At 66.8% G+C, this 25519-nt stretch carries 20 protein-coding genes, 3 tRNA genes and 1 riboswitch; of the genes, 16 read left to right on the top strand and 7 right to left on the bottom strand.

Translation table 11 applies throughout. The annotated features are described in order from the left end of the window. The first annotated feature begins 229 nt into the window (after positions 1–229). From serS to HMPREF0043_RS09230, 15 genes are all read left to right on the top strand, one after another. The gene (gene serS, locus HMPREF0043_RS09290) at positions 230–1501 is read left to right on the top strand and encodes a serine--tRNA ligase (protein ID WP_021602801.1); all 1272 of its coding nucleotides are present in this window, start codon (positions 230–232) and stop codon (positions 1499–1501) included. Continuing rightward, a complete protein-coding gene (locus tag HMPREF0043_RS09285; protein WP_021602800.1) occupies positions 1498–2346 on the top strand; it encodes an HAD family hydrolase in 849 nt (282 codons plus the stop codon). Before serS ends, HMPREF0043_RS09285 begins: the two co-directional genes overlap by 4 nt. A 295-nt stretch (positions 2347–2641) precedes the next feature. Beyond that, positions 2642–3418 carry a glutamine amidotransferase-related protein gene (locus tag HMPREF0043_RS09280; RefSeq protein ID WP_021602799.1) on the top strand — a complete coding sequence of 259 codons (777 nt, stop codon included), beginning with the start codon at positions 2642–2644 and terminating at the stop codon, positions 3416–3418. Between the two features lie 61 nt (positions 3419–3479). Next, on the top strand, positions 3480–4643 hold the full coding sequence (locus HMPREF0043_RS09275) for a glutamate--cysteine ligase (RefSeq protein WP_021602798.1): 1164 nt from the start codon (positions 3480–3482) through the stop codon (positions 4641–4643). 58 nt (positions 4644–4701) lie between these two features. Beyond that, complete coding sequence (locus HMPREF0043_RS09270) at positions 4702–7593, top strand: hypothetical protein (RefSeq protein ID WP_156897577.1); 2892 nt, start codon at positions 4702–4704, stop codon at positions 7591–7593. A gap of 169 nt (positions 7594–7762) precedes the next feature. After that, a tRNA-Ser gene (locus HMPREF0043_RS09265) sits at positions 7763–7850 on the top strand. A 341-nt stretch (positions 7851–8191) separates the two neighbouring features. Further along, positions 8192–9160, top strand: coding sequence for an AAA family ATPase (locus HMPREF0043_RS09260; protein WP_021602795.1), 969 nt, complete (start codon positions 8192–8194; stop codon positions 9158–9160). Between the two features lie 353 nt (positions 9161–9513). Next, a complete protein-coding gene (locus HMPREF0043_RS09255) occupies positions 9514–10512 on the top strand; it encodes an alpha/beta fold hydrolase (RefSeq protein WP_021602793.1) in 999 nt (332 codons plus the stop codon). A gap of 268 nt (positions 10513–10780) precedes the next feature. After that, entirely contained in the window at positions 10781–11197 is a 417-nt protein-coding gene (locus HMPREF0043_RS11810) for a cation:proton antiporter domain-containing protein (RefSeq protein ID WP_021602791.1), read from the top strand. Next, entirely contained in the window at positions 11179–12396 is a 1218-nt protein-coding gene (locus HMPREF0043_RS09250) for a cation:proton antiporter (protein ID WP_021602790.1), read from the top strand. The genes HMPREF0043_RS11810 and HMPREF0043_RS09250 overlap by 19 nt, the downstream gene beginning before the upstream one ends. Before the next feature lie 27 nt (positions 12397–12423). Further along, positions 12424–12624, top strand: coding sequence for a hypothetical protein (locus HMPREF0043_RS11805; protein WP_156897576.1), 201 nt, complete (start codon positions 12424–12426; stop codon positions 12622–12624). Positions 12625–13006: 382 nt separating this feature from the next. Beyond that, positions 13007–13097: transfer RNA gene (locus HMPREF0043_RS09245), tRNA-Ser, on the top strand. A gap of 292 nt (positions 13098–13389) precedes the next feature. After that, on the top strand, positions 13390–14328 hold the full coding sequence (locus tag HMPREF0043_RS09240; protein ID WP_021602786.1) for an ROK family glucokinase: 939 nt from the start codon (positions 13390–13392) through the stop codon (positions 14326–14328). A gap of 375 nt (positions 14329–14703) precedes the next feature. After that, entirely contained in the window at positions 14704–16833 is a 2130-nt protein-coding gene (locus HMPREF0043_RS09235; RefSeq protein ID WP_021602785.1) for a hypothetical protein, read from the top strand. Positions 16834–17131: 298 nt separating this feature from the next. Beyond that, positions 17132–18373, top strand: coding sequence for a DUF4921 family protein (locus HMPREF0043_RS09230; RefSeq protein WP_232206113.1), 1242 nt, complete (start codon positions 17132–17134; stop codon positions 18371–18373). Positions 18374–18406: 33 nt separating this feature from the next. On the opposite strand, the gene HMPREF0043_RS09225 is transcribed toward HMPREF0043_RS09230, so the two are convergent. The 7 genes from HMPREF0043_RS09225 to dcd form a co-directional block, all read right to left on the bottom strand. Next, positions 18407–19108 carry a hypothetical protein gene (locus tag HMPREF0043_RS09225; protein WP_021602783.1) on the bottom strand — a complete coding sequence of 234 codons (702 nt, stop codon included), beginning with the start codon at positions 19106–19108 and terminating at the stop codon, positions 18407–18409. 139 nt (positions 19109–19247) lie between these two features. After that, positions 19248–20177 carry a GNAT family N-acetyltransferase gene (locus HMPREF0043_RS09220; protein ID WP_021602782.1) on the bottom strand — a complete coding sequence of 310 codons (930 nt, stop codon included), beginning with the start codon at positions 20175–20177 and terminating at the stop codon, positions 19248–19250. Positions 20178–20334: 157 nt separating this feature from the next. After that, complete coding sequence (locus HMPREF0043_RS09215) at positions 20335–21156, bottom strand: ABC transporter ATP-binding protein (protein WP_021602780.1); 822 nt, start codon at positions 21154–21156, stop codon at positions 20335–20337. Beyond that, positions 21143–22819 carry an ABC transporter permease gene (locus HMPREF0043_RS09210; protein WP_021602779.1) on the bottom strand — a complete coding sequence of 559 codons (1677 nt, stop codon included), beginning with the start codon at positions 22817–22819 and terminating at the stop codon, positions 21143–21145. The genes HMPREF0043_RS09215 and HMPREF0043_RS09210 overlap by 14 nt, the downstream gene beginning before the upstream one ends. A 7-nt stretch (positions 22820–22826) precedes the next feature. Beyond that, complete coding sequence (locus HMPREF0043_RS09205; RefSeq protein ID WP_051317514.1) at positions 22827–23975, bottom strand: thiamine ABC transporter substrate-binding protein; 1149 nt, start codon at positions 23973–23975, stop codon at positions 22827–22829. A 39-nt stretch (positions 23976–24014) separates the two neighbouring features. Beyond that, positions 24015–24116, bottom strand: a riboswitch (TPP riboswitch). Between the two features lie 117 nt (positions 24117–24233). Continuing rightward, positions 24234–24503, bottom strand: coding sequence for a DUF4235 domain-containing protein (locus HMPREF0043_RS09200; protein WP_021602776.1), 270 nt, complete (start codon positions 24501–24503; stop codon positions 24234–24236). A 79-nt stretch (positions 24504–24582) separates the two neighbouring features. After that, positions 24583–25179 (bottom strand): dCTP deaminase, encoded by a 597-nt coding sequence (gene dcd, locus HMPREF0043_RS09195; protein WP_021602775.1) that lies wholly within the window; start codon positions 25177–25179, stop codon positions 24583–24585. A 203-nt stretch (positions 25180–25382) separates the two neighbouring features. On the opposite strand from dcd, the gene HMPREF0043_RS09190 reads away from it, so the two are divergent. Beyond that, a tRNA-Gly gene (locus tag HMPREF0043_RS09190) sits at positions 25383–25453 on the top strand. Positions 25454–25519: the final 66 nt, after the last annotated feature.

Raw genomic sequence — 25519 nt, 5'->3', positions numbered from 1 at the left:
CCCGGGCCCCGCCGACCCCGGGCCGGCCGTCCCGGCGGCCAGCTGCTCGACGCGGCGTCTTAGGGCGCGGATCTTCACGCGCGCGCCGAGTGCGACCGCCAGCGCCACCGTCAACGAGGCAAAGGCCACCGCGTTCGCGAGCCATCCGTCCCATGTCATGCGTCAAGCCTATAGCGCAGGATCCGTCGCATAACGCAGCCTCCGCGTCGCACACCGTAGACTTGTCCGCATGATCGACATCCGCTTTGTCCGTGAGAATCCCGATGTCGCGCGCGAGTCGCAGCGCCGTCGCGGCGAAGACCCCGCCGCGGTCGACGCCCTGCTGGCCGCCGACGAGGCCCGCCGCGCCGCCCTGCAGGCCTTCGAGGCCGCCCGCGCCGAGCAGAAGGAGGTCTCGCGGTCCGTCGGAAAAGCCGACCCCGGCGAGCGTCCGGCCGTCCTCGCCCGGGCCAGGGATCTGGCCGAGCGGGTCAAGGAGCTGGAGGCGGCCGCCGACGAGGCCGAGCGAGCCTGCCTGGAGGCCAACGCGGCCATTCAGAACATCGTGCTCGAGGGCGTCCCTGCGGGCGGAGAGGAGGACTACGAGGTCCTCCGCCGCGTCGGCGAGCCGCGCGACTTCGCCGCCGAGGGCCTGGAGCCCAGAGACCACCTCGACGTCGCGGAGTCGATCGGCGCCCTGGACATGGCCCGCGGCACGAAGGTCTCCGGCTCGCGCTTCTACTATCTCAAAGGCGCGGGGGCGCGCCTGGAGCTCGCCCTGCTGACCATGGCGGCCGACCAGGCCGAGGCGGCGGGCTTCACCCTGATGACGACCCCCACCCTCGTCAACCCCGACATCATGGCGGGCACCGGCTTCCTGGGCGCTCACTCGGACGAGATCTACTATCTGCCCGCAGACGACCAGTACCTCGTCGGCACCTCCGAGGTCGCCCTGGCCGGCTACCACAAGGACGAGATCCTCGACCTGTCGGCCGGGCCGCTGCGCTACGCGGGCTGGTCCTCCTGCTACCGTCGCGAGGCGGGCTCCTACGGCAAGGACACGCGCGGGATCATCCGCGTCCACCAGTTCAACAAGGTGGAGATGTTCTCCTTCTGCCGCGTCGAGGACGCCGAGGATGAGCATCGCCGCTTCCTGGGCTGGGAGGAGGAGATGCTCGCCAAGGTCGAGCTGCCCTACCGGGTCATCGACACCGCGGCCGGCGACCTAGGCTCCTCGGCCGCCCGGAAGTTCGACTGCGAGGCCTGGCTGCCCACGCAGAACCGCTTCATGGAGGTCACCTCGACGTCGAACTGCACCACCTACCAGGCCCGCCGCCTGAACGTCCGCGAGCGCGTCGACGGCGGGAACCGGGCGGTGGCCACCCTCAACGGCACCCTGGCCACGACCCGGTGGCTCGTCGCGATCTTCGAGAACCACCAGAGGCCCGACGGCTCGCTGTACGTCCCGGAGGCGCTGCGGCCCTACCTGGGCGGCAGGGCGGTCGTCGAGCCGGTCCGATGACGCCCTCCCGCCAGGCGGCCGCGGGGCTGCGCGATCGCGTCGAGGCCGCGCGCCTGCCTCCGGCCGGCCCGGAGCTCTTCATCGCCCTCGACATCGACGGCACGCTCGTGCGCCGCGACGGCGCCCTCTCCTCCCGGGTCTGCGATGCCGTCAGGAAGCACATGGAGGCCGGGACGCACCTGAGCCTGGCCACCGGGCGCGGCATACCCGGCGCACGCGAGGTCCTCGACGCAGCGGGCATGCGCGAGGGCGCAGCGGTCTGCTCCAACGGGGCGATAACCCTGGACGTCGAGCGCGACGCCGTCCTGGACTCGCACACCTTCGATCCGTCCGCCGGGCTGGCGGCGCTCCACTCGCTGATGCCCGAGGCCCTCTACGCGGTCGAGTCGATCGGCCGGCCGCGGCGGGTGACGGCGGACTTCCCTCCCGGTGAGCTGAGCGGGCCGAGCGTGGTCCTGCCCGTCGAGGCGCTGCCGGTGCCCGACGCGACCCGGATGATCGTCCGCGGCCTGGACGAGGACCCGGACGAGTTCCTCCGGGTCGTGCGCGGAGCCGGGCTGGACGGCGTGGAGTACTACATCGGGTGGACGGCCTGGGTCGACGTCGCGCCGGAGGGGACCTCCAAGGCCGCGGCTCTGGAGGGCGTCCGGCGGCGCCTGGACGTCGACCCGCGGGCCACGGTCGCCGTGGGCGACGGCGGAAACGACGTCGAGATGCTCGGCTGGGCCGGGCTGGGGGTGGCCATGGGCGGCGCGCCCGAACCGGTCGCCGCGGCGGCCGACGCTCAGACCGGCTCCGTGGAGGAGGACGGCCTGGCCTCCCTCCTCGATCTCCTGCTGGGCTGACTGGACTGAGCTCGAGCTGAGCCGCCCGCGCCGGTTCCTTTCGGCCTGCCCGCGCCCGCTCCCCTGCCTGGACGCGCGCGAACCGGCCGTCCCGGAGCGATCGGGATCGAGCCTCCCCCTGGCGCGACGCCCGCGAACCGGGCCCGAACAGCCCGGGTTCCGAGCGTGCGCGCCGCGGCTGCCCCTCCAGGATCGCCCGCCTCCCGCCCGACCGCGATCCGTCGCCGACATCACATCATGTCCATTTGGCGGAACGCCGAACGCCTTCGTCGGACCGGTGCGTAAAGATGTCCGGGTGATAGCAACACCGCCCGTCGGCAACGCGAAGAACAGCGGCGCGAAGCCTTTCCTGCTCGTCGTGTGCCGTCCCGGCGGCGCGATAGCCGTCGACGAGCGCAAGACGATCGTCGAGCGCGGCGGCCTGGACCCCCGCCGCGACGTCGTCGACGTCTCCCTCCTGGACCCTGGCGCCCCGCACCCCGCGGAGATGGACTTCGCGGACTACTCGGGCGTCTTCATCACGGGGTCTCCCTTCGGCTTCGGAGAATCGGACAAAAGCCCCGAGCACCGGCGCATGGAGGAGCGCGTCCTCAGCCTGGCGGGCCGCCTGGTCGACGAGGACGTCCCCACCCTCGCGCTCTGCTTCGGCATGCAGGCCGTGGCCATAGCCCTTGGCGGCTCGCTGATCGACGGCTTCGGCGAGGACCTCCAGGCCCCCGTCATCACGCTGACCGACGAAGCGGCCCACGATGCCGTCGCGTCGCGTCTGCCGCCGACCTTCCGGGCCTACGTCGGGCATTCCGAATCCGTCGGGACGCCTCCGGGGGACGCCGTGCTGCTGGCCACGGGCGACTTCTGCCGCACCCAGATGGTCCGGTGGGGGCGCAACGTCTACGGGACGCAGTTCCACCCCGAGATCACGACGCCGGGGATGCGCATACGGATCGACGCCTACGGCGACGCCTACTACCCGGCTCACGAGAAGGCCGCGGTCATCGCCCGCTGCGACGCCGCCGACGTCGAGGGAGGGAACCGGATCATCACGGAATTCGTCCGTCGCTACAGGAGTTGACCCCCTCGGGGGTGACCGCCGACCAGCGGTGAACCGCGAATATCGAAACGAGGCGTGCCGCATGGCCATCGACTTCAAAGAATCCGAGCGTTCCACCGTAGGGCTGGAGTGGGAGCTCCAGCTCGTCGACCCGGCCACCGGGCGGCTGAGCCCCTGTGCGCCCGGCGTGTTCGCCGAGCTCGCCCGCCGGCATCCCGGCTTCCCCCTGGTCCACAGCGAGATGCTGCAGATCATGGTCGAATTCGTCTCGCGCAAGCGCACGGCCGTGGCCGAGTGCGCCCGGGACATGCAGGAGGCCTTGGCCGTCGTCGAGCCGATCGCCGCCGAGCTGGGGGCCCGTCTCGTCTCCGCAGGATCCCACCCCTTCGCCGAGCCGAGCCTGCAGCCCGTCTCCGAGACGGAGCGCTACGAAGAGCTGGTCGAGCGCACGCAGTACTGGGGCCATCAGATGCTGATCTTCGGCACCCACGTGCACGTGGGGATCGAGGACCGGCGGAAGGTGATCCCCATTCTCAACCATCTGACGGCCCGACTGGGCCACATCCAGGCGTTCGCCGCTTCGTCGCCGTTCTGGGCGGGGATCGACACCGGGTACGCCGACAATCGCGCGATGATGTTCCAGCAGCTGCCGACCGCGGGGCTTCCCCACCAGTTGGGAACATGGGAGGAGCTCGACGACCTTGTCGCCGGCCTCCTGAGAGTCGGGGCGATCCGCCAGTACGACGAAATCCGCTGGGACGTCCGGCCCTCCCCCAAGTTCGGGACGATCGAGGTGCGGGCATGCGACGCGAATTCGAATCTCGCCGAGGTGCGCGCCGTGGCCGCGCTGGTCCACTGCCTGGTGGAGACCGCCTCGCGAGAGCTCGACGCCGGGCGCGAGCCTCTCGCCCTCCCACGGGAGTTCGCCGAAACCAATAAATGGCGGGCCGCCCGCTACGGCATGGACGCCGTCCTCGTCGAGAACGCCGACGGGGACCAGGCGCCCCTGCGCGAGAGCTTCCCGGACTTCGTCGCCGGCCTGGAACCCGCGGCCGAGGACCTCGGCTGCGCGGAGGACCTCGCAGCCTGCCTCGCGATAGCCCGCGGCGGCGTCGGATACGAGCGGCAGCGCGAGGTGGCGCGCCTGACGGGCGGCCTTCAGGCGGTCGTCGCGCACCTGCAGGCCGAGCGCCGCGCCGGCCGCCCCCTGGATCCCTCCGTCACCGCCGGGGAGGATGCGCAGTGATCCCTGGACGGCGAGCGCAATATACTTGATACTTGACCCGTCGGGAAGGAGGCTGAGTGTGTCACCGCTTGCATCGTCCCGCCGCGTGAGGCGGCCGGTCGGCCGCCTCGCCGCTCTCCTGTTCCTCCTCCTGGGCTGCCTGGTCTTCTCCGGATTCGCCTCCCTCTCGCCGGCACGGGGCGACGGCGGCGCCTCGTCGTCCCCGTCCCGCAAGGGCAAAGCGGCAGCGAAGCCCCGAGTGGTCCTCATCCTGACCGGCGGGCTGCGCTGGGATCAGCTGGATCAGACGATCGCACCCAACCTCGCCCGGCTCGGCGCGTCGGGGACGATGGCGAACCTCGTGCCGGTCTCCACCACCAGACCCGCCTGCCCGGTGGACACGTGGCTCGCGATGTCCGCGGGCCGGCAGATCTCCAGCGGGGGCGTCGCGTCCACCCCGACGTGCACGCAACCGCTCGTCGCGGCCGGGGCTCCTCTGCCCGAATGGGGCCGCTACCGCGCCGCCCTCGCGCAGACCAGCAAGCGCTCCCATCTCGGGCAGTTCGCCGAGCTCGCGTCCAAGGCGGGCATCTCCACCCATGGGATCGGCAACGGCGCGGCCTACACCCTGGCCGGCCCGTCGGGCGTCGCGCCGGCCAACTACACGGCGGCGCCGGGCGCAGACGAAGAGCTGTCGAACCTCGTCTCGGCGAGCGCCTCGTCCCACGACCTCACCGTCGTGGACGCCGACACCGAGAGCTACGCCTCCGACGAGGAGCGCAAGCTCGCCCGTTCCCTCTACCAGCAGGAGCGTCTCAAGGAGGAGCGGAAGGCGAAGTCGCCGGGGGCCTGGCGCTCCGACGGCGCGTCCGATCCCGCGCCCACGTCCGGCGCGAGTGCGAGCCCGACGGTCCCCAACGGCACGATTCCCCCCGACACCGTCGACGGGTCGGATTCCCAGCCCGGCCGGCGGATCTTCTCGATCATCAACATGAGGCGAGTCGAGAGGATCCTGCAGAAGATCCCCTCGGGAACGCGGGTGATGCTCGTCTCCGCGGCCGACATCGACACGTACACGTACATGCAGATGTACGTGGCGGCCGACGTCGGGAAGGCACCCGGCGCTCCGATCCCCATGGGCCTGGCCTCCAGCGACTCCGTCCGCCAGAAGGGCATCGTGCAGGCGACGGACGTCGTCCCGACGATCCTCAGCTGGTTCGGCGCCGACCGGGGCGCCGTGACGGGGTCGGTCATCGGCTCGCGTCCGAACACGTCCGCGTGCTCGTCCTCGCAGGCCTGCTATACCGAGCGGGTCGACGCCCTAGCCGACCAGGCGCGCCACTCAGGCAAGATGCGCACCCTGCGCGGTCCCTTCATCCGCCAGCTCACGACGGCGTCGATCGTCTTCTTCCTCGCCTCGCTGGCCCTGACGGCCATGCCGCTGCATCGCAGAGTGCTGCGGCGCCGGTCGCTCAGCCTCCTCTGGTCGTGGCTGGGGTTGACGATCGCCGCCGTCCCGCTCGCCAGCCTCGTGGTCAACGTCTTCCCCTGGTGGATGGCGTCGAACGCCCGGTTGGCGCTCTTCGCAGGGTGCTGGGCGACGGCCGGAGCCCTGGCGGCCCTGGCTCTGGCGACCGGCAGGTTCTGGGCGGCGGGGCCGCTTCTGTCGCTCGCCGTGCCGACGGCCGCGTTCATCGCCCTGGACGCGGCCACCGGGTCGCACATCATGGCCGACTCCGTGGTGGGCTTCAACCTCCTCACCGCCGCTCGATTCTACGGCGTGGGCAACGAGGCCTACGCCCTCCTGGCCGCCGGGACCCTGCTGGGCCTGGCCTTCCTGGGCGAACGCATCCGTCTCGGCCGTCCGGCCGAGCCGGCGCGCGAGTCCGTCTCAACGCGCGAACCGGCCCTCGCCCACAGCGGCGTCGCGGTCCGCCGCAACCTCTCGGCCGGCAGCGGCGGGCCGACTGACCGGATGGTGCCCCACGGCAGTGCACCGTCCGGCGCGGAAGAGGCGACCACTACCGACGGCACGGCTGGAGGCGGACCGCCGGCCGGGGGAGCCCCTGGTGCCGGCAGGCCTTCCCGCACCGGCGCCGCGCTCGCGGCGATCGCCCTGATCGGGCTGGCCGTGGCCGGCGTCGACGCCCTCCCCTCCATGGGAGCCGACTTCGGCGGGGTCCTCTCCTTCCTCCCCGCCCTCTTCCTCCTCATGATCCTCGTGGCCCGCATACGCCTGTCGGTGAGCAGGATTCTCACGATCGGCGGGATCACGGTGGCGGCGGCTGCTGCCATCGCCGTCTTGGACTGGATGCGTCCGGCCGAGAGCCGCACCCATCTGGGCAAGTTCGTCCAGTCGATATCCGACGGCGAGCTCGCCGAGGTTCTGGGCAGGAAACTCGGAACGAACGTCCGGCTCCTCTTCAACTCGACGCACCGGTGGGTGGTGCTCGCCGGGCTCGTTCTCTTCGTCTGCGCTCTGGTCGATCTCATCCGCGCGAGGCCCGAGGAGCGCGTGGGGCCTGGGGAGACGGCGATGCCTGGGGGCGGCGCGAAACCCGCAGCCGGTGCGAGCCGTGAAGCCGGCCTCTTGGAAGGCGACCGCTCTCGGAAAGACGGTCGGTCCGAGGGCGGCGGGAGCGCGCCCGGGGGCGTGCGCGGCCTGGCGGCGTTGTCCAGATGCCGCGCCTTCATGCGCCGCACGTGGGGTTTCACCGCCCCCGTCGACGAGGGGGTGCGCGTCCCTCTGCGCATGGGGCTCCTCTCGGCCGGCCTCTGCCTCCTCCTCGCCTTCGCGCTCAACGACTCGGGCATCGTCCTGCCCGGCATGGCCGTGATCCTCGTGATGCCCGGCCTGGTCGCCCTCTGGCTGCGCCAGGCCCTGAAAGCACGGGAAGAGGCCGATTCCCGCCCTCTGCGATCCGACTCCGATCGCCAAGCCCTCGACGTGAGGAAAGAGGCGGAAGAGTAGCGAAAGCGCGGGAGAACGCGATCCCCTGGCGATGCCCTTTCCGATTCTTCCCGGCCTCGTCTCCCCCGTCATCTCTTCCCCGGCTTTTCCTTCTCGCAAGGTCTCGCTTTCGCCTCGCCACCGTCGGTCTGCGTGCACTAGGATGGAGCGCGCAGCTTCAAGCGGCGATGGAAGGTTGACAGAGCGGCCGAATGTGACGGTCTTGAAAACCGTTGTGCGGCGATCCCGCACCAAGGGTTCGAATCCCTTACCTTCCGCACAGTTATCGGTAAATATTCGATATTCGATGATTTCAGATAGCGGTATGTAGTTCACTAGCATGGCTAACATGGCACGCATTTCACACGCATGTGAGGTTGGGGAATGCTGCGGCTCGCAGGTTCGGCCCGCTTTTCGCGCTGTAACCCTAAGCGCTCGTTTCTTCGCCAGGATCGGGCTGACGGACGGATCGTGCGGATCATGGCGAAGTTTCCCAGTGCGTCGGCGGGTGAAACCTTCGATCGCCGCGATCGCGCGGGCGCCCCAGCCTCAGGCGCCGGATCCTGGCCGGTAGATGGAGGCGATGGGAGGCCCATGGCCAGCGAGGATGAGGTGAGTCATGGTCGGCACAGCACGGCACGTCGCCGCGATGGTGCGCAGCCACGCATCCGGTGACGACGCGGGCTTCTACTCGGTCGCGCTCCAAGTCGCCGCCCGCGAGGCCAAGGCCGGGCACCACGCTCTCGCGAACGACATCAAGAAGGCCGTCGACGCGTCGCGCGAGCGCGCGCCGCTCGGCAGTGTCACGGTGCTGGCGCAACCGTGCGGTGAACTGGCCGAACTCGTGGAAGCCACGCATCCCGATGTACGTCTGCGTCAGCTGGTTGGGTCCGCCGATCTGATGGCCCAGATAACGCAGGTGTTGGCGGAGCAGCGGCAACGCAAGAACCTGCTGGACCACGGGTTCGCCCCTGCGCACCGGCTTCTGTTGGAGGGGCCTCCGGGAACCGGAAAGACGATGACGGCGGCGGTACTCGCCACGGAACTCGAAGTGCCCATGTTCACCGTTCGACTGGATAGCCTGCTGAGCAAGTTCATGGGCGAGACGGCCGGCAAACTTCGGCTTGTTTTCGACTCCGTGGCACAGCGGCGGGCGGTGTACCTCTTCGACGAGTTCGATGCGCTCGGAGGCGATCGCAGCGGCAACGATGTCGGCGAGGCCCGCCGGATCCTGAACTCCTTCCTCGTCTTCCTCGAAGAGGCCGGCACCGAATCGCTCGTGCTCGCAGGGACGAATCACCGCGCTATCTTGGACAAGGCACTGTTCCGTCGCTTCGACATGGTTCTCACCTACGCGCTCCCCGATGCGCGTCAAGCAGCGGCTGTGATGAAGGCGCGCCTTGGGACCCTCGCCGCCGGAGTCAGCATGGCGAAGCTGGGAGAGCACACGGCGGATTTGAGCCATGCAGAGCTGGTCAAAGCGGCCGAGACCGCAGCCAAGACGGTTCTGATGAGGGGCGAGGCGCAGGTCCGTCGAGAAGACCTCGTCGCCGCGTTGATTGCGCGAAGGGCGGCGAGCCTTAGCTGAGATCCCACACGGCTTCGACCATCTCTTTACGCCGATCAGAGTCCCCGAGAGGTGTTTTTCGCAAGTATTTCGTATCCACATCATCGGCTTCGCGACGCAGCTCCTCGTTTCCATCTGCAGGACAACGTCACATCGGATTTCGGAGGATGCTCACGATCGTTTGATCTGTAAAATCATACATGAAACCTTGAAGCACGAAAGAAAAGAACGCGAAGAATGATTATGAAAAGCATACATACAAAAATTCATTCAATGAAACATACAAATGAAAGTTCAAAATAAATAAAATGAATATGTAATAAACGTATACGCAAAAGTATTCAAAACTCAAATTGCAGAAGGAACTCGGAAAAATGAAGAAAATGAAAATTGGCAGAGAGGTAGTTGCCGCCTGCGCTGCGGCCGTCGCGGCAAGCGCGCTCGTCAGCGCCCGTCAGTTGAAACGGGCCCTGTGTGAGGCTGGCGTGCGTTTGGCGGCATACGGCGCCGAAACGGCGATGTTGAGCTACGGCAGAATGACGTATGTGGATCGCCGGCCGAGCGACGAGGCGTCGGATGGCAAAGGGCTGAGTGACGAGAGACCGAGGAACAAGAGGCCGGGTGACGGAGGATCAGAGGAAGTCGTCCTCTCCGCCCACGGCCTCTACGGAGGCTACGACCAGGCATACGAAAACGTCGGGACCCTGTCGTCGAGATACCGGATTCTTGCGCCCTCCCGCTTCGGCTACCTCGGCAGCTCCGTCAAGGGCGAAGGCACGCCGAGGCAGCAGGCGGAAGCTTACGTCGAACTGCTCGACCGCCTGAAAATCGATCGAGTCTTCGTTCTGGGGACTTCGGCGGGCGGGACTCCCGCGATCCGCTTCGCCCTGGATTTCCCAGAGCGAACCAAGGGCCTGATCCTATACTGCTCTGCGGCGCCGTGGAACGAGAAGCCGGCCAAGATTCCCCGCCTCATGGGGCCTCCGCCGATCGTGAACCGCGATCTGCCGATGTGGCTGGCCTTCCCCCTCTACAGAAGGGTTTACGGAATGGGGGCCGACGTCGTCCACAGCATGCTGCCGCTGTCGAAGCGGAAGGAAGGCGCCGATCTCGACGCTCGAATCACCAATCGCGACATGGCGGTGAGTTTCGAAGAGTACCCGATCGAGGAGATGCAAGTCCCGGTGCTGCTTCTCCATGCGAGGGACGATCGAGTCGCCCCCTTCGAAGCTCCCGCAGGCCAAGTCGAGGGGTCGCTTCACCGCTACCCGAATCTGGAGAAGAAGATCTTCGAGAAGGGAGGCCATTTCATGATCGGCCATGAGCGGGAAATCGATGCTAAAGTCGTAAATTTCATCGAAAAGCACAGATAATCATAAAAAGTTGAATAAAGAAAGAAAAACAAGAATTAACGTTCTATGGTGTGATTAAATGCAATAAAACCAGGGATTTCTCCACCCCGAGAATAGTGCCACAATGAAGCCGACGCCAGGCGATGGGACAGGCAGCGGCCGATTGGGGAAGCGATAATGAAGTTCGGCGTCAATCTGGATGAATGAGCGTCCTGTTGAAGAACAGCCGGATGCATTGACGCAATGATTCAACCTTCAACAGCCTCTATCGCACTCTAAAGAACACAGCGTGCTCGAAGTCATCATCGCGGTCGCAGCAGCCATTCTGCTAGGCAACATCCTGGCCCATAGGATGCGCGTCCCTCCCGCCGTTTTGCTCATATTCCTGGGCTTGATGCTGGCGCTCATCCCCGCGCACCAGCTGAACGAGGTGCGCGAGGTCGGCCTGCCGCCGCATGTGATTCTGGAGATCTTCCTTCCCGTCATGCTCTTCTGGGAAACCCGGAACACCTCGTGGCGCGAGGCACGCGCGCGCCTGCGGGGGATTCTCCTCACGGGAACGCTGCTCGTCGTCTTCACGGCATTCGCCATCGCCTGGGTGCTGCATGCCTTCTGCATGCCTTCGTCGGCGTCTCCAACTGGTCGGCTGCACTCATCATCGGCGCCGCGCTCGCGCCGACCGATGCGGTGGCCGTGGCGACGTTGAACGGCAAGCTCCCCAAATCCTCGATCACCACGCTCAAGGCCGAGGCGCTCATCAACGACGGCACGACCCTCGTTCTCTTCGCCTTGGCCTTGCACATGGCGGAAGGGGAATCGACGTCCATCGGGCGCGCTTCCGGCATGTTCTTCTTCTCTTTCTTGATCGGCACGCTGGTCGGCCTAGCGGTCGGATGGGCGGCCAACGGCTTGCGAGCCCACATCGGGAATCCGATGAACTTCAGCGTTTTCATGTTCACGGTTCCCTTCGTGGCCTTCTTGATTTCCGAGAGCATCGAGCCGTTCCAGGACATGAAAGGCTCGGGCGTGGTCGCCGTCGTCGTCGCTGCCTTCTATCTGACCTATCGAGGCCCGGACACCATCAAGCCCGTCAACCGTTTCTACGGCCTGCCGATATGGTCTTTCGTCTCCTACATCATGAACGGGGCTCTCTTCGTGCTCGTGGGCGTTCAGCTGCCCAGCGCCGTGGAGCGGATGGGCGAAACCATCGAGCGCTTCGATTCCTCGTGGGGGTACGGACTCGCGGTGGTCGCGGTCGCCTGGCTCGTCTCAGTGCTCGCCCGGTTCGTCTTCCTCCACGTGACGATCGGGATCATCCGCGCGTTGGACCGATCCGAAAAGCAGCGGAGGCTTCGCACGACGTTCCGGGGACGCGTGGTCAGCACCTTCGCGGGCCTGAGAGGCGGCGTCTCGCTGGCCGTTGCGCTTTCCGTCCCGGCAGGCGCAGTCGCGCGGAATTTCGTCATCTTCGTCGTCGGCGGGGTTGTGATCCTGTCGATGGTCGTGCAGGGCCTTCTCCTTCCCGCGGTGATCCGTTGGGCGAAGATTCCCTCCGACGCTTCGGAAGAAGAAGAGATTCACTTCGCGATGAACACCATCTCCAGCGAAGGGTATGACGCCCTCGACGACATCGCCGCCCAGGTCGGAGCGAGCCAGGTAAAACCCAATAGGAGCAATAGTGAAAGAAGCTATTCGCAATGTATTCTTGATAAATCCGGTTTTGGCTTTGTTGGCGGTGCCGCACGTGGCGCTCTCAATAGACTGATCCAAAAGAAAATGTGGAAACAGGCGGCCATAAAAATAATTTCAATTGTGGGACGAAGCGCTCTCAAAGACGGAGTAGTCGGACTTGTTGCTGCACTTATTGCAGCAGCTGGATGGTGTGCTTTGCCCTGGGTATATTAATAAAATATAAACACATGAAAGGATATTATGAAAAGAATCAATAAAAAACAAGCATTACAATCATTTATAATAGAAATTATTGTAGTGTTAATAATATTAATTATTCGTTCCATATGGTTCGACAAAAATTTCCTCAATGACTCCATAGATCTTGGAGTTCCGCTCCTGGTTGCGGCACTCGTCGGCGCATATGTCTCAGGGCGCGAAAATTGGACGATCAATGATTGACGTCAAGAAATCGTCTATGAAGTCGTGCGGGCGAAATCTTTCGCCCGCACGACTTCAACCACGCGATCGGCACCCCCGCCGAAAACGGTCGACCCCACTCGCGCGCATGCCCCGTCCTTGGGCGGTTTCACGCCGAAAATCGCCCAAGGGCCCCGAACAGACTTCTTCCATACGGAGAAAAGCACTGGTGCGGAAGCGTGAGTGTGCATCTGGACCTCGGGTCGGTCCGAAGCCTGGAGCACGAGGCGCATCCGCGCCGTCGGCGCGCGCAGGCCCGCCGGTCCACGTGGCGGATCCAGGCGCATAGCGGGAAAACGTGGGGACACAACGTGGAAGCGGTGGTTGGCGCCGATCAAGCGAACACGCTATCCTGGTGCCCACTGGAGACGTCGCATAGTCTGGTCGAGTGCGCCTTCCTGCTAAGAAGGTAGGGGCCGAAAGGTCCCTCGCGGGTTCAAATCCCGCCGTCTCCGCCGAATGCCCCACCAGCCCGGCGCTGGTGGGATTCCCGTATCCGGCCGGGGCCGCCACGGGCTCCTCCAGCCATTTCCGCTTCCGCACGCGCTCCGTCGCTCACCCCGTTTCCCCGCCCGGCGGAAGGCGCTTACCCGCAGACGTTGCGAAGCGAATATCGCCGCCCCGCTCCCCCACCGGCCGGCGAAGCGCGCCCGCGCCTTGAACCGGTGTCGGCGAACGAGCCGGGCGGCCGCGGGAACAGGCAGCGCTGCCGGCGAACGGGCCGTTGCAAGCCGCTAGGATGTCCACATGAGCGTACGGATAGGCATTGACGTAGGCGGAACCAAGATTGCGGCGGGGGCCGTCGGCGACGACGGCGAGGTCCTCGCCTTCCTCCGCAAGCCCACTCCGGCGTCGGACCCGTCCGCCGTGGCGGGCGTCATCGCCGAATGCGTCCGGGAACTGGCTCGGTCCTACGACGTCCGAGGGGTCGGCATAGGGGCGGCGGGCTTCGTGGACGGCACCCGCACCACGATCGTCTTCGCCCCGAACCTCGCCTGGCGCAACGAGCCCCTCGCCTTGCGGGTGGCCGACGCCACCGGCCTGCCCGTCGTCGTCGAGAACGACGCCAATGCGGCCGCCTGGGGCGAGTTCCGCTTCGGGGTCGCGGCGGGCTATTCGTCGGTCGTCGTCGTCACGGTGGGGACCGGGATCGGAGGCGGAATCATCGTGGACGGGCGTCTTCTGCGCGGCTCAGGCGGTTTCGCGGGAGAGATCGGCCACATCAACGTCGTCCCCGGCGGCCTGCGCTGCGGATGCGGGCTGGCGGGCTGCTGGGAAGCGTATTCCTCGGGCACCGCGCTGGTGCGCTTCGCCCGTGCACTGGCGGGCGAAAGGCCTCGGGCGGCCGCCCGGATGCTGGAGCTCGCCGGGGGCGGCGACATCGCGGGGCTCCACGTCACTCAGGCCGCTCGCGAAGGAGACCCGGCGGCCCTAGAGTGCTTCGCTCACATCAGCCACTGGCTGGGGGTCGGGCTGGCCGACCTGTCGGCCGTCCTCGACCCGGAGGCCTACGTTCTGGCCGGCGGGGTCAGCGAGGCCGGGGAACTCCTGGCCGCTCCGACTCGTACGTCACTCGAAGAGTCCCTGACGGCTAGGACCTTCCGCCCGATGCCGCCTGTGATGGTTGCCACTCTAGGAAGCAACGCAGGAATCGCCGGCGCGGCGGACTTGGCCGGAACGGATTAATTTACTAAGGAGATTCCGCCGTTTTCTCCGGTTCGCGAACCGCATCCATACCGTGGTCCACCGGGTCCAGGGTCTTTGCTCCCCTGTGGATAACTTCTTTGTTGTAGCAAAAATGGACCTATACTCGAGCCCGGCGCCTGCGCAACCGCAATTGAATACTCGGTATTCCGTGGTTTGGTGCCACCTGCGATTACACGCAATCGCAGGCCTGCTCAGGAAAGGACAACAAGATTGTTTAAGCGATTGAAAAGGCTCACCGCAATCGCGGGAGTTGGTGCGCTGGCCTTTGCCGTCGCACCAACTGCAGCACAGGCGGCCGCCCCGGGCTGGACTCACACAGTCGGAGTCAAAACCGGTGATACGGCCCACCACGGGGTGATCCACGGACCGGACGGCGCGAACTACCTGTGCGCCGCCGACGGCGCCGCCTACTCCGCCTCGGCGGAGGGTGTCACCCAAGCCTCCATGCAGCCCGCGAAGGCCGTGGACACCGTGGACGCCACGCCGTTCATCGGTCCCGGCCAGCAGAAGCGCACGGTCAAGGTGACCGAGGCCTCCAAGGTGGCCCAGTTCGCCTGGATCGCCTCCACCGCCAACACCACGGACAACGTGAAGGCTGCCGCGTACCAGATCGCTCTCATCCGCACCGCGGGAGTGTTCGAGGGGAGCGTCTACCAGTCTCAGGAACAGGGCAAGTTCCCCTGGGCCAACGGCCAGAACCTCAACGCGCCGCTCGCCGAGTCGAAGGCCATCGTCGAGCAGGCCCAGAAGTACGCCGGCCCCTACTCGGTCAAGCCCACGCTGAAGCTGAACGCCGAGGCCAACGCGGGAACCGTCGAGAACATCGGCGTGACCTCCGCCGCGGGCAACTGGATGAAGGGTTACTCCTACACCCTCGAGATCTCCGGCCCCGCCACCTTCGACAACGGCAAGACCACCATGACCGGCACGACCGGGGAGTCCGCCACCACCGCCAAGATCAAGGCCAACGGGGTCGGCAAGGTCTCGGTGAAGATGGTCGTCAAGGATCTGCCGACGTCCAAGCCGTACGTCTCCAGCGGCACCGTCACCGGGAGCATGGGCACCCAGCGCGCTCAGAATCTCGTCGTCCTCGGCAAGAAGGAGCAGGCCGAAGGCGTCACCGAGGCCCAGCAGGTAGCCGCCACCTTCGCCCCGGAGATCGCCACCCAGACCAAGACGGTGGAAGTCGCCAAGGGCGCAAGCCTCGTCGACACCGTGACCGCCTCGGCTCCCAAGGGCGGCACGTGGCTGAACATCCCCGGGACGTCGACTCCGGTTCCCGTCAAGGTGACGGTCGACGTCTACGGTCCTTTCCCCACTCCCTCCGCTCCGACGAACAACGGCGCCGCTTTCGCCGCGAAGAAGGTCGGCACCTACGATCTGACCTTCAACGGCCCGGGCACCCAGGAGACCCCTGGCACAGTCAAGGCCGCCGGTGAGGGCTACTACTTCTTCCACGCCCATGTGGACAAGGCCGCTCAAGGCCAGTACCAGAACCTCGTCAAGGACTACTCGTCCCCGTTCTTCGAGACCTCTGAGACCAGCGTGACGAAGTGGACCCCCTCGATCAAGACGAAGGCCACCCAGGTCGACCTCGGCAACGGCAAGGCCGGCGTCCAGGATCTCGTCACCGTCTCCGGCTTCCCGCAGGACCACGGCACCTTCAAGGGCTCGGGCAAGTGGAAGGCCGACACGGCCACGATCACCCACAAGCTCTACTTCCTCCCCGCGGGGACCCCTTTGAAGCCCGGCGTGACGAAGAACCTCAAGCCCATCGCCACCACTGAGACCCCGGCCAAGAACGGCACTTACACCGTTCAGGGCAAGGACTTCCCGATCAACTGGAACCTCGGGGTCGGCACGTACGTGATCGTCTCGACCTACCAGGGCGATTCGCGCACGTCGGCGATCACCACCTCGGAGCTGGACAAGAACGAGCATGTCACTCCGGTCTTCGGCAAGGTGACCACGAAGGCGTTCGCCGAGAGCGCGGCTGCCAAGCTCAAGCCCGGCGACAAGATCGGCGACACCGTGGTGGTCCAGGGCAGTCTGCCGGAAGGCTCCTACTCCCAAGTCAACCTTTACAAGTGGGACAAGGGCACCGCGCCTAAGTGCGAGTCGCCCGTGTGGACCTCCCAGCGCGTCGCCCACTCCAACCAGCCGGGCGAGTACAAGACCGACCTGTACACGACCGGATCCGAGGAGAAGGTCTCCTACGGCTTCGTCGAGTCGACCTTCGACAAGAACGGCAACCTGATCTCCCGCGGCAAGTGCGGGGCCTCCTCGGAGACTCTGACCACCGGCACGGTGCCGAAGCCGGGCCCGTCGGCCTCGCCCAGCGGCCCCGGGAAGGCAGCCCCCAAGAAGCCGCCGCTTGCTAACACCGGTGCCAACGTGACCATGCTCGCGGGCATCGCCGTCGGCTTCGTGGTTCTCGGAGCTGCGGGCATCGCGGCCTACAACTACCGTCGCAAGAAGTCCTGAACTTCCCGATAGGTGAATGAGAGTGGGGCGGCAGTCGATCTGCCGCCCCACTCCTCTCTTCGGCGAAGACCCGTTTCCCGATCGACGGCCCGATGTCCCGGGCGCGATCCGGTGCCCGGCGGGCTTTTTCGGCAAGGCGCTCCCAACCGGCCCCGCCCTCGCGGACGGCCCGCGCCGGGGAAACCGCCCCATCCGGCCGTCCACGATGGGGAGATTACAGCCCACATCCGGACGGAAAACTGACTATTGTGAGAGTATGCATCTGAGTGACATGCAGATTCCGGAGCCGCTAACGCGGATGGCCGATGGAACGATCAAGCAACGCAACCCCTTCACCGGAACGGAAGCCTGGACGGTTCCGGGCCGTGCGGACCGTCCGCTTCCCACGGCCATTCCCGAGCCTCGGCCGGTCACCGACGCCGGCCGAGTATGCCCGTTCTGCCCCGAACGCGTTCTGGAAACCCCTCCTGAGAAGGCCCGCATACTCGACGGCGGAGAGATCCGGCAGCGCCTGCCGCTTGACGATCTCGCCGACTCCTGGGCTTTCCGCCGCGTCGCCAACCTCTTCGAAATCGTCTCCTACGACTTCTGGGAGAAGAACTACGGCTATCAAATACCGCGTTCCGTCCACGAATGGATGGAACGCTATATGGCCGATCCCGCCGGGCGCGCACACGTCCAGTCGGTTCTTCGCATGAAGAAACTCGATGATTCCGATATCGCCGCCCATGCTCCGGCGCTGTTCGGCGGCGGTCACGATCTCATCCTCTCCCACCGCCACTACCTCGACGGCGCAACGGACACCTCCGAGCTCGCCGGCGCAGGCACGCTCACGCCCGACGAACACGCCGACTACTGGCGGCTGACGATCGACGCGATGCACGATCTGTACAGGCAGAACCGGTATGTCGCCTACGTGCAGGTCTTCCAGAACTGGCTCAAACCCTCAGGCGCCTCCTTCGATCATCTTCACAAGCAGCTCGTCTCGATCGACCAGCGTTCGGTCAACGCCCGCACCGAGATACCGAAGGCTCGCGCCAACCCGAATCTCTACAACGAATACGGGGTGGACTACGCCTCCAAGCGCAACCTCGTCATCGCCGAGAATCGCAACGCCGTCGCCATCGCGGGATTCGGCCACCGGTACCCGACGCTGGAGGTGTGGAGCCGCAGCGCCGCCCTTCAGCCGTTCGAACACACGCCCGACGAAGCCCGGGACGTCTCGGACCTCGTACACGCCATGCACGCGGCCACGGGCACCGGTATACCGTCGAACGAGGAGTGGTACTGCGCGCCGCGGGACACGGACGTCCCCATGCCGTGGCGGGTGCTCGTCAAATGGAGGGTCTCCACTCTGGCCGGATTCGAGGGGGGCACGAAGATCTACGTCAACACGATCGACCCGTGGACGCTCCGCGACCGCGTGGTCCCTCAGCTGCTCGACCTTCGCGCCCAGGGGGCGATCGCGCAGGACATCAACATCGCAACCGAATGCTCCTGCCGCGTCAACTCGCTCAAATACAACCCGGCGCTCCACTGAGTTCCGAGTCCGCAGCCGCCGGGCCGGGTCCGCTCACGCCCCGTGGGGCCCCCAGAGGAAGGGCACGACCCGGCGGTCCCACTCGACCATGAGATTGCGAAGCTTGATCGATTCCTCGTGACGGTATCGGCCGCCGGGTTCCACGTAGACGTCTCCGCCGAGGATCGTCAGCTCCATCCCTCGCATGTTGTCGTGGATGAACGCCTGCATGACGGGGCTCAACAGGGCGTGGGCGAAGGCCTCGTCGTCGGCGCGGATATCCCACTCCTTGTTGAACTCCTCCCACTCCGTGTTGATGTCATCGTGCGCTAAAGCCAACCGCCCTTCCGGCTCGATGGAGAAATACGGCAGGGGAGTCCGCAAGGGGTATCGCACGAAGGTCCGCTTCCTCACCCTCTCGGGCGCGTCGTCTCTCCTGGAACCCTCGTTTCTCTCGATCCATCTGATCCAGCCGTACAGGCAGCTGCCGTAAGGAGCCGGAACGGCGATGACGTCGCGCGCAACGTGATCTTGGCCGGGGAGGGAGAGGAGTCTGCTCAACTCTCTGCCGAATTCCCTATCGTATTCGACGAAACCCAGCCCCCGCGACGACGCCCACTCCTCGATGTCCACGCTTTTCGAAAAATAGTTCCAAAGCCAGTGGACGACGGGCACGACGGCAACGAGCAAGAAAAACAAACCGATGGGGTCGAATTCCGCCGTTTCCACTTTCGGCATCTGTTCCACAAGTTCCATATTTCCTCCTCGCATGACGCATGGACTCATATATGTCGTCATCGACAAGCCTGCCACGGTCAGGCGGGGCCGCTACAGATCCCGGCATGGGGCGGATTGACTATGCAGAGGTCTCCGCGGCGTCAGCCGCGGAGCCGTGTCAGGCCCGCATGCGGCCGGTCCGATCGAGCGCAGGCCGGTCTATGCCGCCGACGGCGGGCGGCTGGAGGACCACGTGCCGCTCGGTCACGGCGAATCCCACCGATTCGTAGATCGCGATCGCAGCCTTGTTCGGCGCGATCACCGTGACGTTCATGTACTTCACGCCTTCCCTCTTCAACCCTTCCGCCGTCGCCAGAAGCGCCGCACGGGAATGGCCGTGTCCCCTGTATCCCGAATACACGTAGAGGTTCCAGATCCGGGCATGCTTGCCGTCGATCTCGGCCCAGATGCCGCCGATGGTCGTCGAATCGACGCATATCGACAGAAGGGCGTGTCCGGGCGTGGCCACGCCGTCGGTCAGGCGTGATTTGGCGCGCGCCATGACATTCCACGAGTCCCGGCAGCAGCAGGGCCCGGAGGCCGCGGCTAGGTGCCTGTCGGAGGATTCCGCGGTCGCGGCGAGGAACACGTCGAGTTCGACGGCGCTCATGGGTCGGACATGAATGTCGTCGTAATTGCGGGGAAGCCGGAGATCGGAGATGGCGATCTTCATCGACTGCGAGATGTCCCGGTGGGGAAGCCCGGCCAGGCTCCCTTCGCCGGGATAGGCCGTCATCGCCACAGGCTGGCCCTGTGAGACGGCGAAGACGAGGTCGGCCCAGGCGGAGCGGTCCCTCGTCACGCGGACGTCTTCGATCTCGGGTTCCCTCCCGGTGCGGATCCACAGCCAGTCGCCGGAGTCCGGGCACGTGAACACCCTCGAGTCGGCGGGAACGCCGACCCGGAACCTCGCCGTCGTGGAAGCAACGAAAGCGCGAGCCCTTGTGGGCGACAGCGCGCCCGAGCGCAGTCTCACGGAGACCATGTGCTCCACTGCGCATGGCACCCAGGCGTTCACGTCTGAGGCCGAGATCTCGACAATCGGCATGCTCACACTCTATGGGACGTTGGGCGTTTCCACTAGGCGGCATCCTCGCGTCCGCCGGGCGGCGTAGCCGCACAGCGCGACGGCGGATCCGGCGACGTCACGGCGTCCCGTCCGCGGCTGGCATCCTCAGGGCGCCGTCGGGCCGTCCGCGGCATCGTCAAGGCGTCCGGGGCGCCGTCAAGCGCCCGTCCTCCACGACGGCGACCCCGTCGGCCACGACGTCCGCCTCGGCCCGATCGTGGGTGACGTAGACGGCGCCGGTCCCCGTCTCGGTGAGGATGCGGCGGAGTTCGCGGGAGAGGCCGGCACGCAAATCCGGGTCCAGGGCGGACAGCGGTTCGTCGAGGAGCATGAGGGACGGTCTGCGGGCGAGGGCGCGGGCGAGGGCGACACGCTGGGCCTGCCCTCCCGAAAGCGTGGCCACGTCCCTGCGTTCGAAGCCTTCGAGCCCGACGAGGGTCAAGAGCTCGGCCACCCGTCTCCTCCTGTCGCGGCGCCTGGCCGAAAGCCGCAGCCGGATGCCGCGCCCCCGCTCCCCGAAGCGGTCGGATCCGCCGGGTTCCCCCGCTTCGCCGAAACCGCCGGATTCAGCGGCGGGCTCGGGATCGCCGGCCGTTCCGAGGGCCGTGCTGGGAGAGCCGGGTCCGGTGGCGCTCCCGGCTCTTCCGGAGCGGCCCTCCAAGCCGTACGCGACATTGCGCGCGACGTCGCGATGCGGGAAGAGCAGGCCGCTTTGGAAGACCATGCCGCAGTCGCGCTTGTGGGCCGGCAGGCCGGTGACGTCCGCCCCTCGGATCCTGACCGCGCCCGTCGTCGCCTCCAGGCCCGCGATGCCGCGCAGGAGGCTGGACTTCCCGGAGCCGGATGCGCCCACGAGTGCGACGATGCGGCCCTCGTCAAGCGTGAGGCTGGCGGCGTGGATGGCGACGAATCCGTCCGGGTAGGTCACGCTCAGGTTCTCGACGTCAAGCAGGGACATGGTTCCTCTCTCTCGTGTGTTCGCTCAGGGTCATGACGAGGGCCGTGGCGAGGCCGAGGATGACGCTTGCGGCCATCGCCATCCCGTAGTTGCCGCCTCCCGGGCGTGCCAGGAGGCGCGAGACGAGCACGGGGAGGGTGCCGTTGTCGTCCGAGGCGAGGAAGCTCGAGGCCCCGAATTCGCCGAGGGACATGGCGAAGGCGAAGCCGACGGCCAAGCCCAGGCCGCGGAACATGATGGGCGCGTCGACCGTCGCCAGAGTCCGCGCCGGGGAGGCTCCGAGCATGGCGGCGGCGTCGCGCAGACGCGGATCGATGGCCCGCATGATCGGCAGGAGCGCGCGCAGAACCATCGGCATGGCGATGATCGCCTGCGCGATGGGGATGAGCTCGTCCCCCATGTACAGCGGCGGCCCCTGGAGGCTGATGATGAAGCCGAAGCCGACGGTCACGGCCGAGACCCCCAGCGGCGCCATGGCGAAGCTTTCGATCGCGCGCAGGGCGGCCGACTCCGGACTGCGGCCTCTCGGGACGCGGCGGCGCTTCGCCCCCGTCCCTTCCGGGGGCCGCCGGGCGCGGGCGGGGCCGGTCGGCTGCGACAGCGCGAAGGCGAGGGGGACGCCGATCGCGAGCGCGATGGCGGTGGCGATGGCCGCGGCCCTCAGAGAGTGCTCCAGGGCTTCGACGACGGTGATCCCTCCGGCGGCCCCCTTGCCCGGCGTGGCCAGAAGGCGGTAGTTCGCCAGCGTCCATTGGCCGTCCTGCCGGAAGGAGCGCACGGCCAGGGAGGCCATGGGGGCGACGATCAACCCGAATACGACCGCGAAGGTGAGGGCGGCGGACGGCAGGTCGGAGATCCTCAGGCGGTGCTCGGCGCTCGGCCGCATGGCCACGGCGGTGGCCCGGGAAGCGCGGGAGGAGATCGTCAGGGTCAGGGCGACGAGGGCGAATTGGACGAGCGAGAATGCGGCGGCGGCGTTGAGGTTGAGCTGGAACGTCTGGACGGCTATCTCGCTTTCGAGCGTCGACGTGCCGCCGAGGGTCACCACGATGCCGTAGGCCGTCGAGCAGAAGAGGAAGACGACGCAGGCGCTGGAGGCCACCGCCCCCCGCAGCGCGGAAAGCGTCACCGTGCGGAAGACCCGGACGGGCCCTGCGCCGAGCATGCGGGCGGCGTCGGCCGTCCGGGGGTCCAGGCCGGCCCACATGGTCCCGACCGTCCGGACGACCACGGAGAAGTTGAAGAAGACCATGGCCGCGACGATCGCCGTCGTGGTCTGGTCGAGGCCGAGGAAGGAGTAGGCGCCGTCGCGTCCCAGAAGCGACCGGAAGGCCACGCCGACCACGACGGTCGGAAGCACGAAGGGGATCGTGGCGATGGCCCGCAGGGCTCGGCGCCCCGGGAAGCGGCACGCGTACAGGACGTATGCCCCCGGGACGCCGAGGAGAACCGAGCCGATCGTTCCGGCCGCCGCCAGCTGCACGGTCGTGCCCAGGAGCCGCCGCGTCCGCTCGGCCCCGAGCAGGCCGAGCGCCTCGGGGCCGAGCCCTCGCGCGAGCATGGCCGCCACGGGCCAGGCGAAGAAGACGACCAGCGCGGCCAAGGGCAACCCGATCGCCAGGGCGAAGGCCAGGCGTCGGGTGCGGGTGTGCGACCGGCTCAAGACGCGGCTACTTGGCGGACTCGTAGATCGACGTCCAAGATTTGAGCCATTCCTCCCGGTTCTTCGTCACGTCGGCCGCGTCGGGCAGGATGGGTTCGTCGGCGAGTCTCGCGTAGGCCTTCCACTTCTCGGGGAGGGCGACGGCCGTGTTGATGGGGAACATGTACATCGATCCGGGGATGGCGGCCTGGACGGAGTCGGACAGCATGTAGTCGACGAACGCCCTGGCGCCCTTCTGATTTCCGCCGCCCTTGACGACGCCTGCGTACTCGACCTGGCGGACGCAGGTCGAGTCGACGGAGCCGGTCGCCCCCTTCGTCTCGGCGGGCGAACTCCCGTAAGAGAGCACGAGGGGGTACTGCCCCTTGCCCTCTCCGGCGGAGAAATCCGAGTTGTAGGCCTCCGACCAGCTCTTGGCCACTTTGGTGCCGCCCGCCAGGAGGGCTTTCCAGTAGGCGTCGGCGCCCTTCCGGCCTTTCGCCTTCTCGACGCCCGCTAAGAAGGCGAGGCCAGGCGAGGAGGTCGTCGGGTTGGAGACTACCAGGAGCTTTGCGTATTCGGGCTTAGCGAGGTCGTCGAGGCTGGTGGGCTCGGGGACCGACTTCTTCTTGAACCAGGCGTGGTCGGTGTTGACGCAGACGTCGCCCTGGTCGATCGGGTTGAGGCCGCCGATGACGTACCGCTTGCCCGACTCGGGGAGTTTGGACGACGTGTACGAATCGATGACGCCTTCTCTGTCCGCCAGGCCGGCGGAGTAGGTGTCGATCCCGTAGACGGCGTCGTATTTCGGGTGTTTCTTCGTCAGCACAAGTTGGTTCGCCACGCCCGCTTCGCCCGACGAGATCGTCTTGAGCTTGTATCCGGTGGTCGTCTCGAATCTCCGTATGGCGTCCTTGGGCAGGTTGAACGCGTCGTGGGTGAGGACGGTGACCGTCTTCTTCGCCGACGAGTCCTGCGCGTGATTCCCCGAGCAGCCGATGAGGCCGAGGGATGCGACGCCCATGGCCGCGACGATGCGGCGGATGCCCCTGCCCGGAGCGGACGTCTGTGCGCCGGCGGCCGGACCGCCGGACCTGGGCGCGGACGAGGCCGCCCGCGGCTTCTTCGCGCCGTTGCGCGCTTCCGTGTCGTTCCACGCCGTTGTTCTGCGTGACATAGCGTGATTCCTCCTTTTCAGGAGGGCCCGCCCCGACGGGCGGGGAGAGTCCCGACTTCCTTCGCCGGTGCTAACCGGAGCAGGTTCGAGGGTCTGCTTTCGCACTCTCAGCGCCCGGATGGCGCTCCCCTGTCGCCGACCCATCCTAACGCAGCGGGCCGCTGTCCGCCGGCCGCACTCCGGCAGGCGAGGGCTCCGCATGCGGGCTTCTGTGAGGACGGCCACCGCCTAGATTCCGGTAGATTCCGGGGCGCGGAACTATCCGGCTGCGGGGGCTGGGCGGCGGGCCACCGATTCGAACCCGTACCATTTCGCCGCCCTGCGCACGACCAGTTCGCTGACCACCGCTCCGACCGCCGACGAGACGATTCCGAACACGAGCGCGTCGCGAAGCGGCTCTGAGAGGTCGTCGGCCTCAGGACGGGTTCTGCCGGCGATGCCCTTCCACACGACGTCGACGACCTTGTTGGCGATGATGCCCGAGACGATGCCAGCACCGGCGCTGACGATCTTCCAGCCAATGTCCACTGGGGCTCCCTTCTAACGGCTGCTTCCATTATGGCGTGCCCGTTCGATCCGCACCACACCGTGCGTCTGGGGCGCCGTCTCACTCGGCCCGTCCGTCGTGCGCGACGTCGATCCGATGGAAGTTCAGGTGGGAACGCGAAGCGGTGGGCCCGCGCTGGCCCTGGTAGCGCGAGCCCATGGCCCCCGCCCCGTAAGGGCGCTCGGCCGGAGAGGACAGTTGGAAGAAGCACAGCTGCCCCACTTTCATGCCCGGATAGAGTTTGATCGGCAGCGTCGCCGTGTTGGACAGTTCGAGCGTCACATGCCCGGAGAATCCGGGGTCGATGAAGCCCGCCGTCGAATGCGTCAGCAGGCCCAGGCGGCCCAGGCTGGACTTCCCCTCGAGCCGGGCCGCCACGTCGTCTGCCAGCGTCACCCGCTCATAGGTGGCCCCTAACACGAACTCTCCGGGATGGAGGACGAACTCGCCGTCGGCGGACACCTCGATGAGCCGGGTCAACTCGGGCTGGTCGGCGGCCGGGTCGACCACGGGGTACTTGTGGTTGTCGAAGAGCCGGAAGAAGCGGTCGAGGTGGATGTCCACGGAGGAGGGCTGGACCATCTCCGGGTCCCACGGCTTCAGGCGGACGCGGCCGGAGGCGACGTACGAGCGGATGTCTGAGTCGGACAGAAGCACGCCTCCAGCCTACCGAATGTCGGCTCTCCGATCGGCTTTTCGACGGTCGTCGCGGGGAAGCGGGCCGCACCGCGGCGCACCGCCCCCCGCTTCGCTCCGGGAACCGGTCGGACCCCGCGGCGGCTTCGTCGGATGGCTTCGCCTGCGAACGGGCCCGGCGTGGAAGCGCTGCGGGGGGTCTGATATGATCGGGGCTGCGTCACGCGGGCGTAGTTCATCGGTAGAATGGAAGCTTCCCAAGCTTCAGAGGCGGGTTCGACTCCCGTCGCCCGCTCTGAGTCGGCCCAGGCGTTCAGTCGGCTCCAAGCTCGCCGCCGATGGGGCAACTCGGCGAGTCGGG

Source organism: Actinobaculum sp. oral taxon 183 str. F0552 (assembly GCF_000466165.1).
In the GTDB taxonomy this organism is placed as follows: Bacteria; Actinomycetota; Actinomycetes; order Actinomycetales; family Actinomycetaceae; genus Peptidiphaga.
This window is presented reverse-complemented; position numbering and strand designations above follow the sequence as displayed.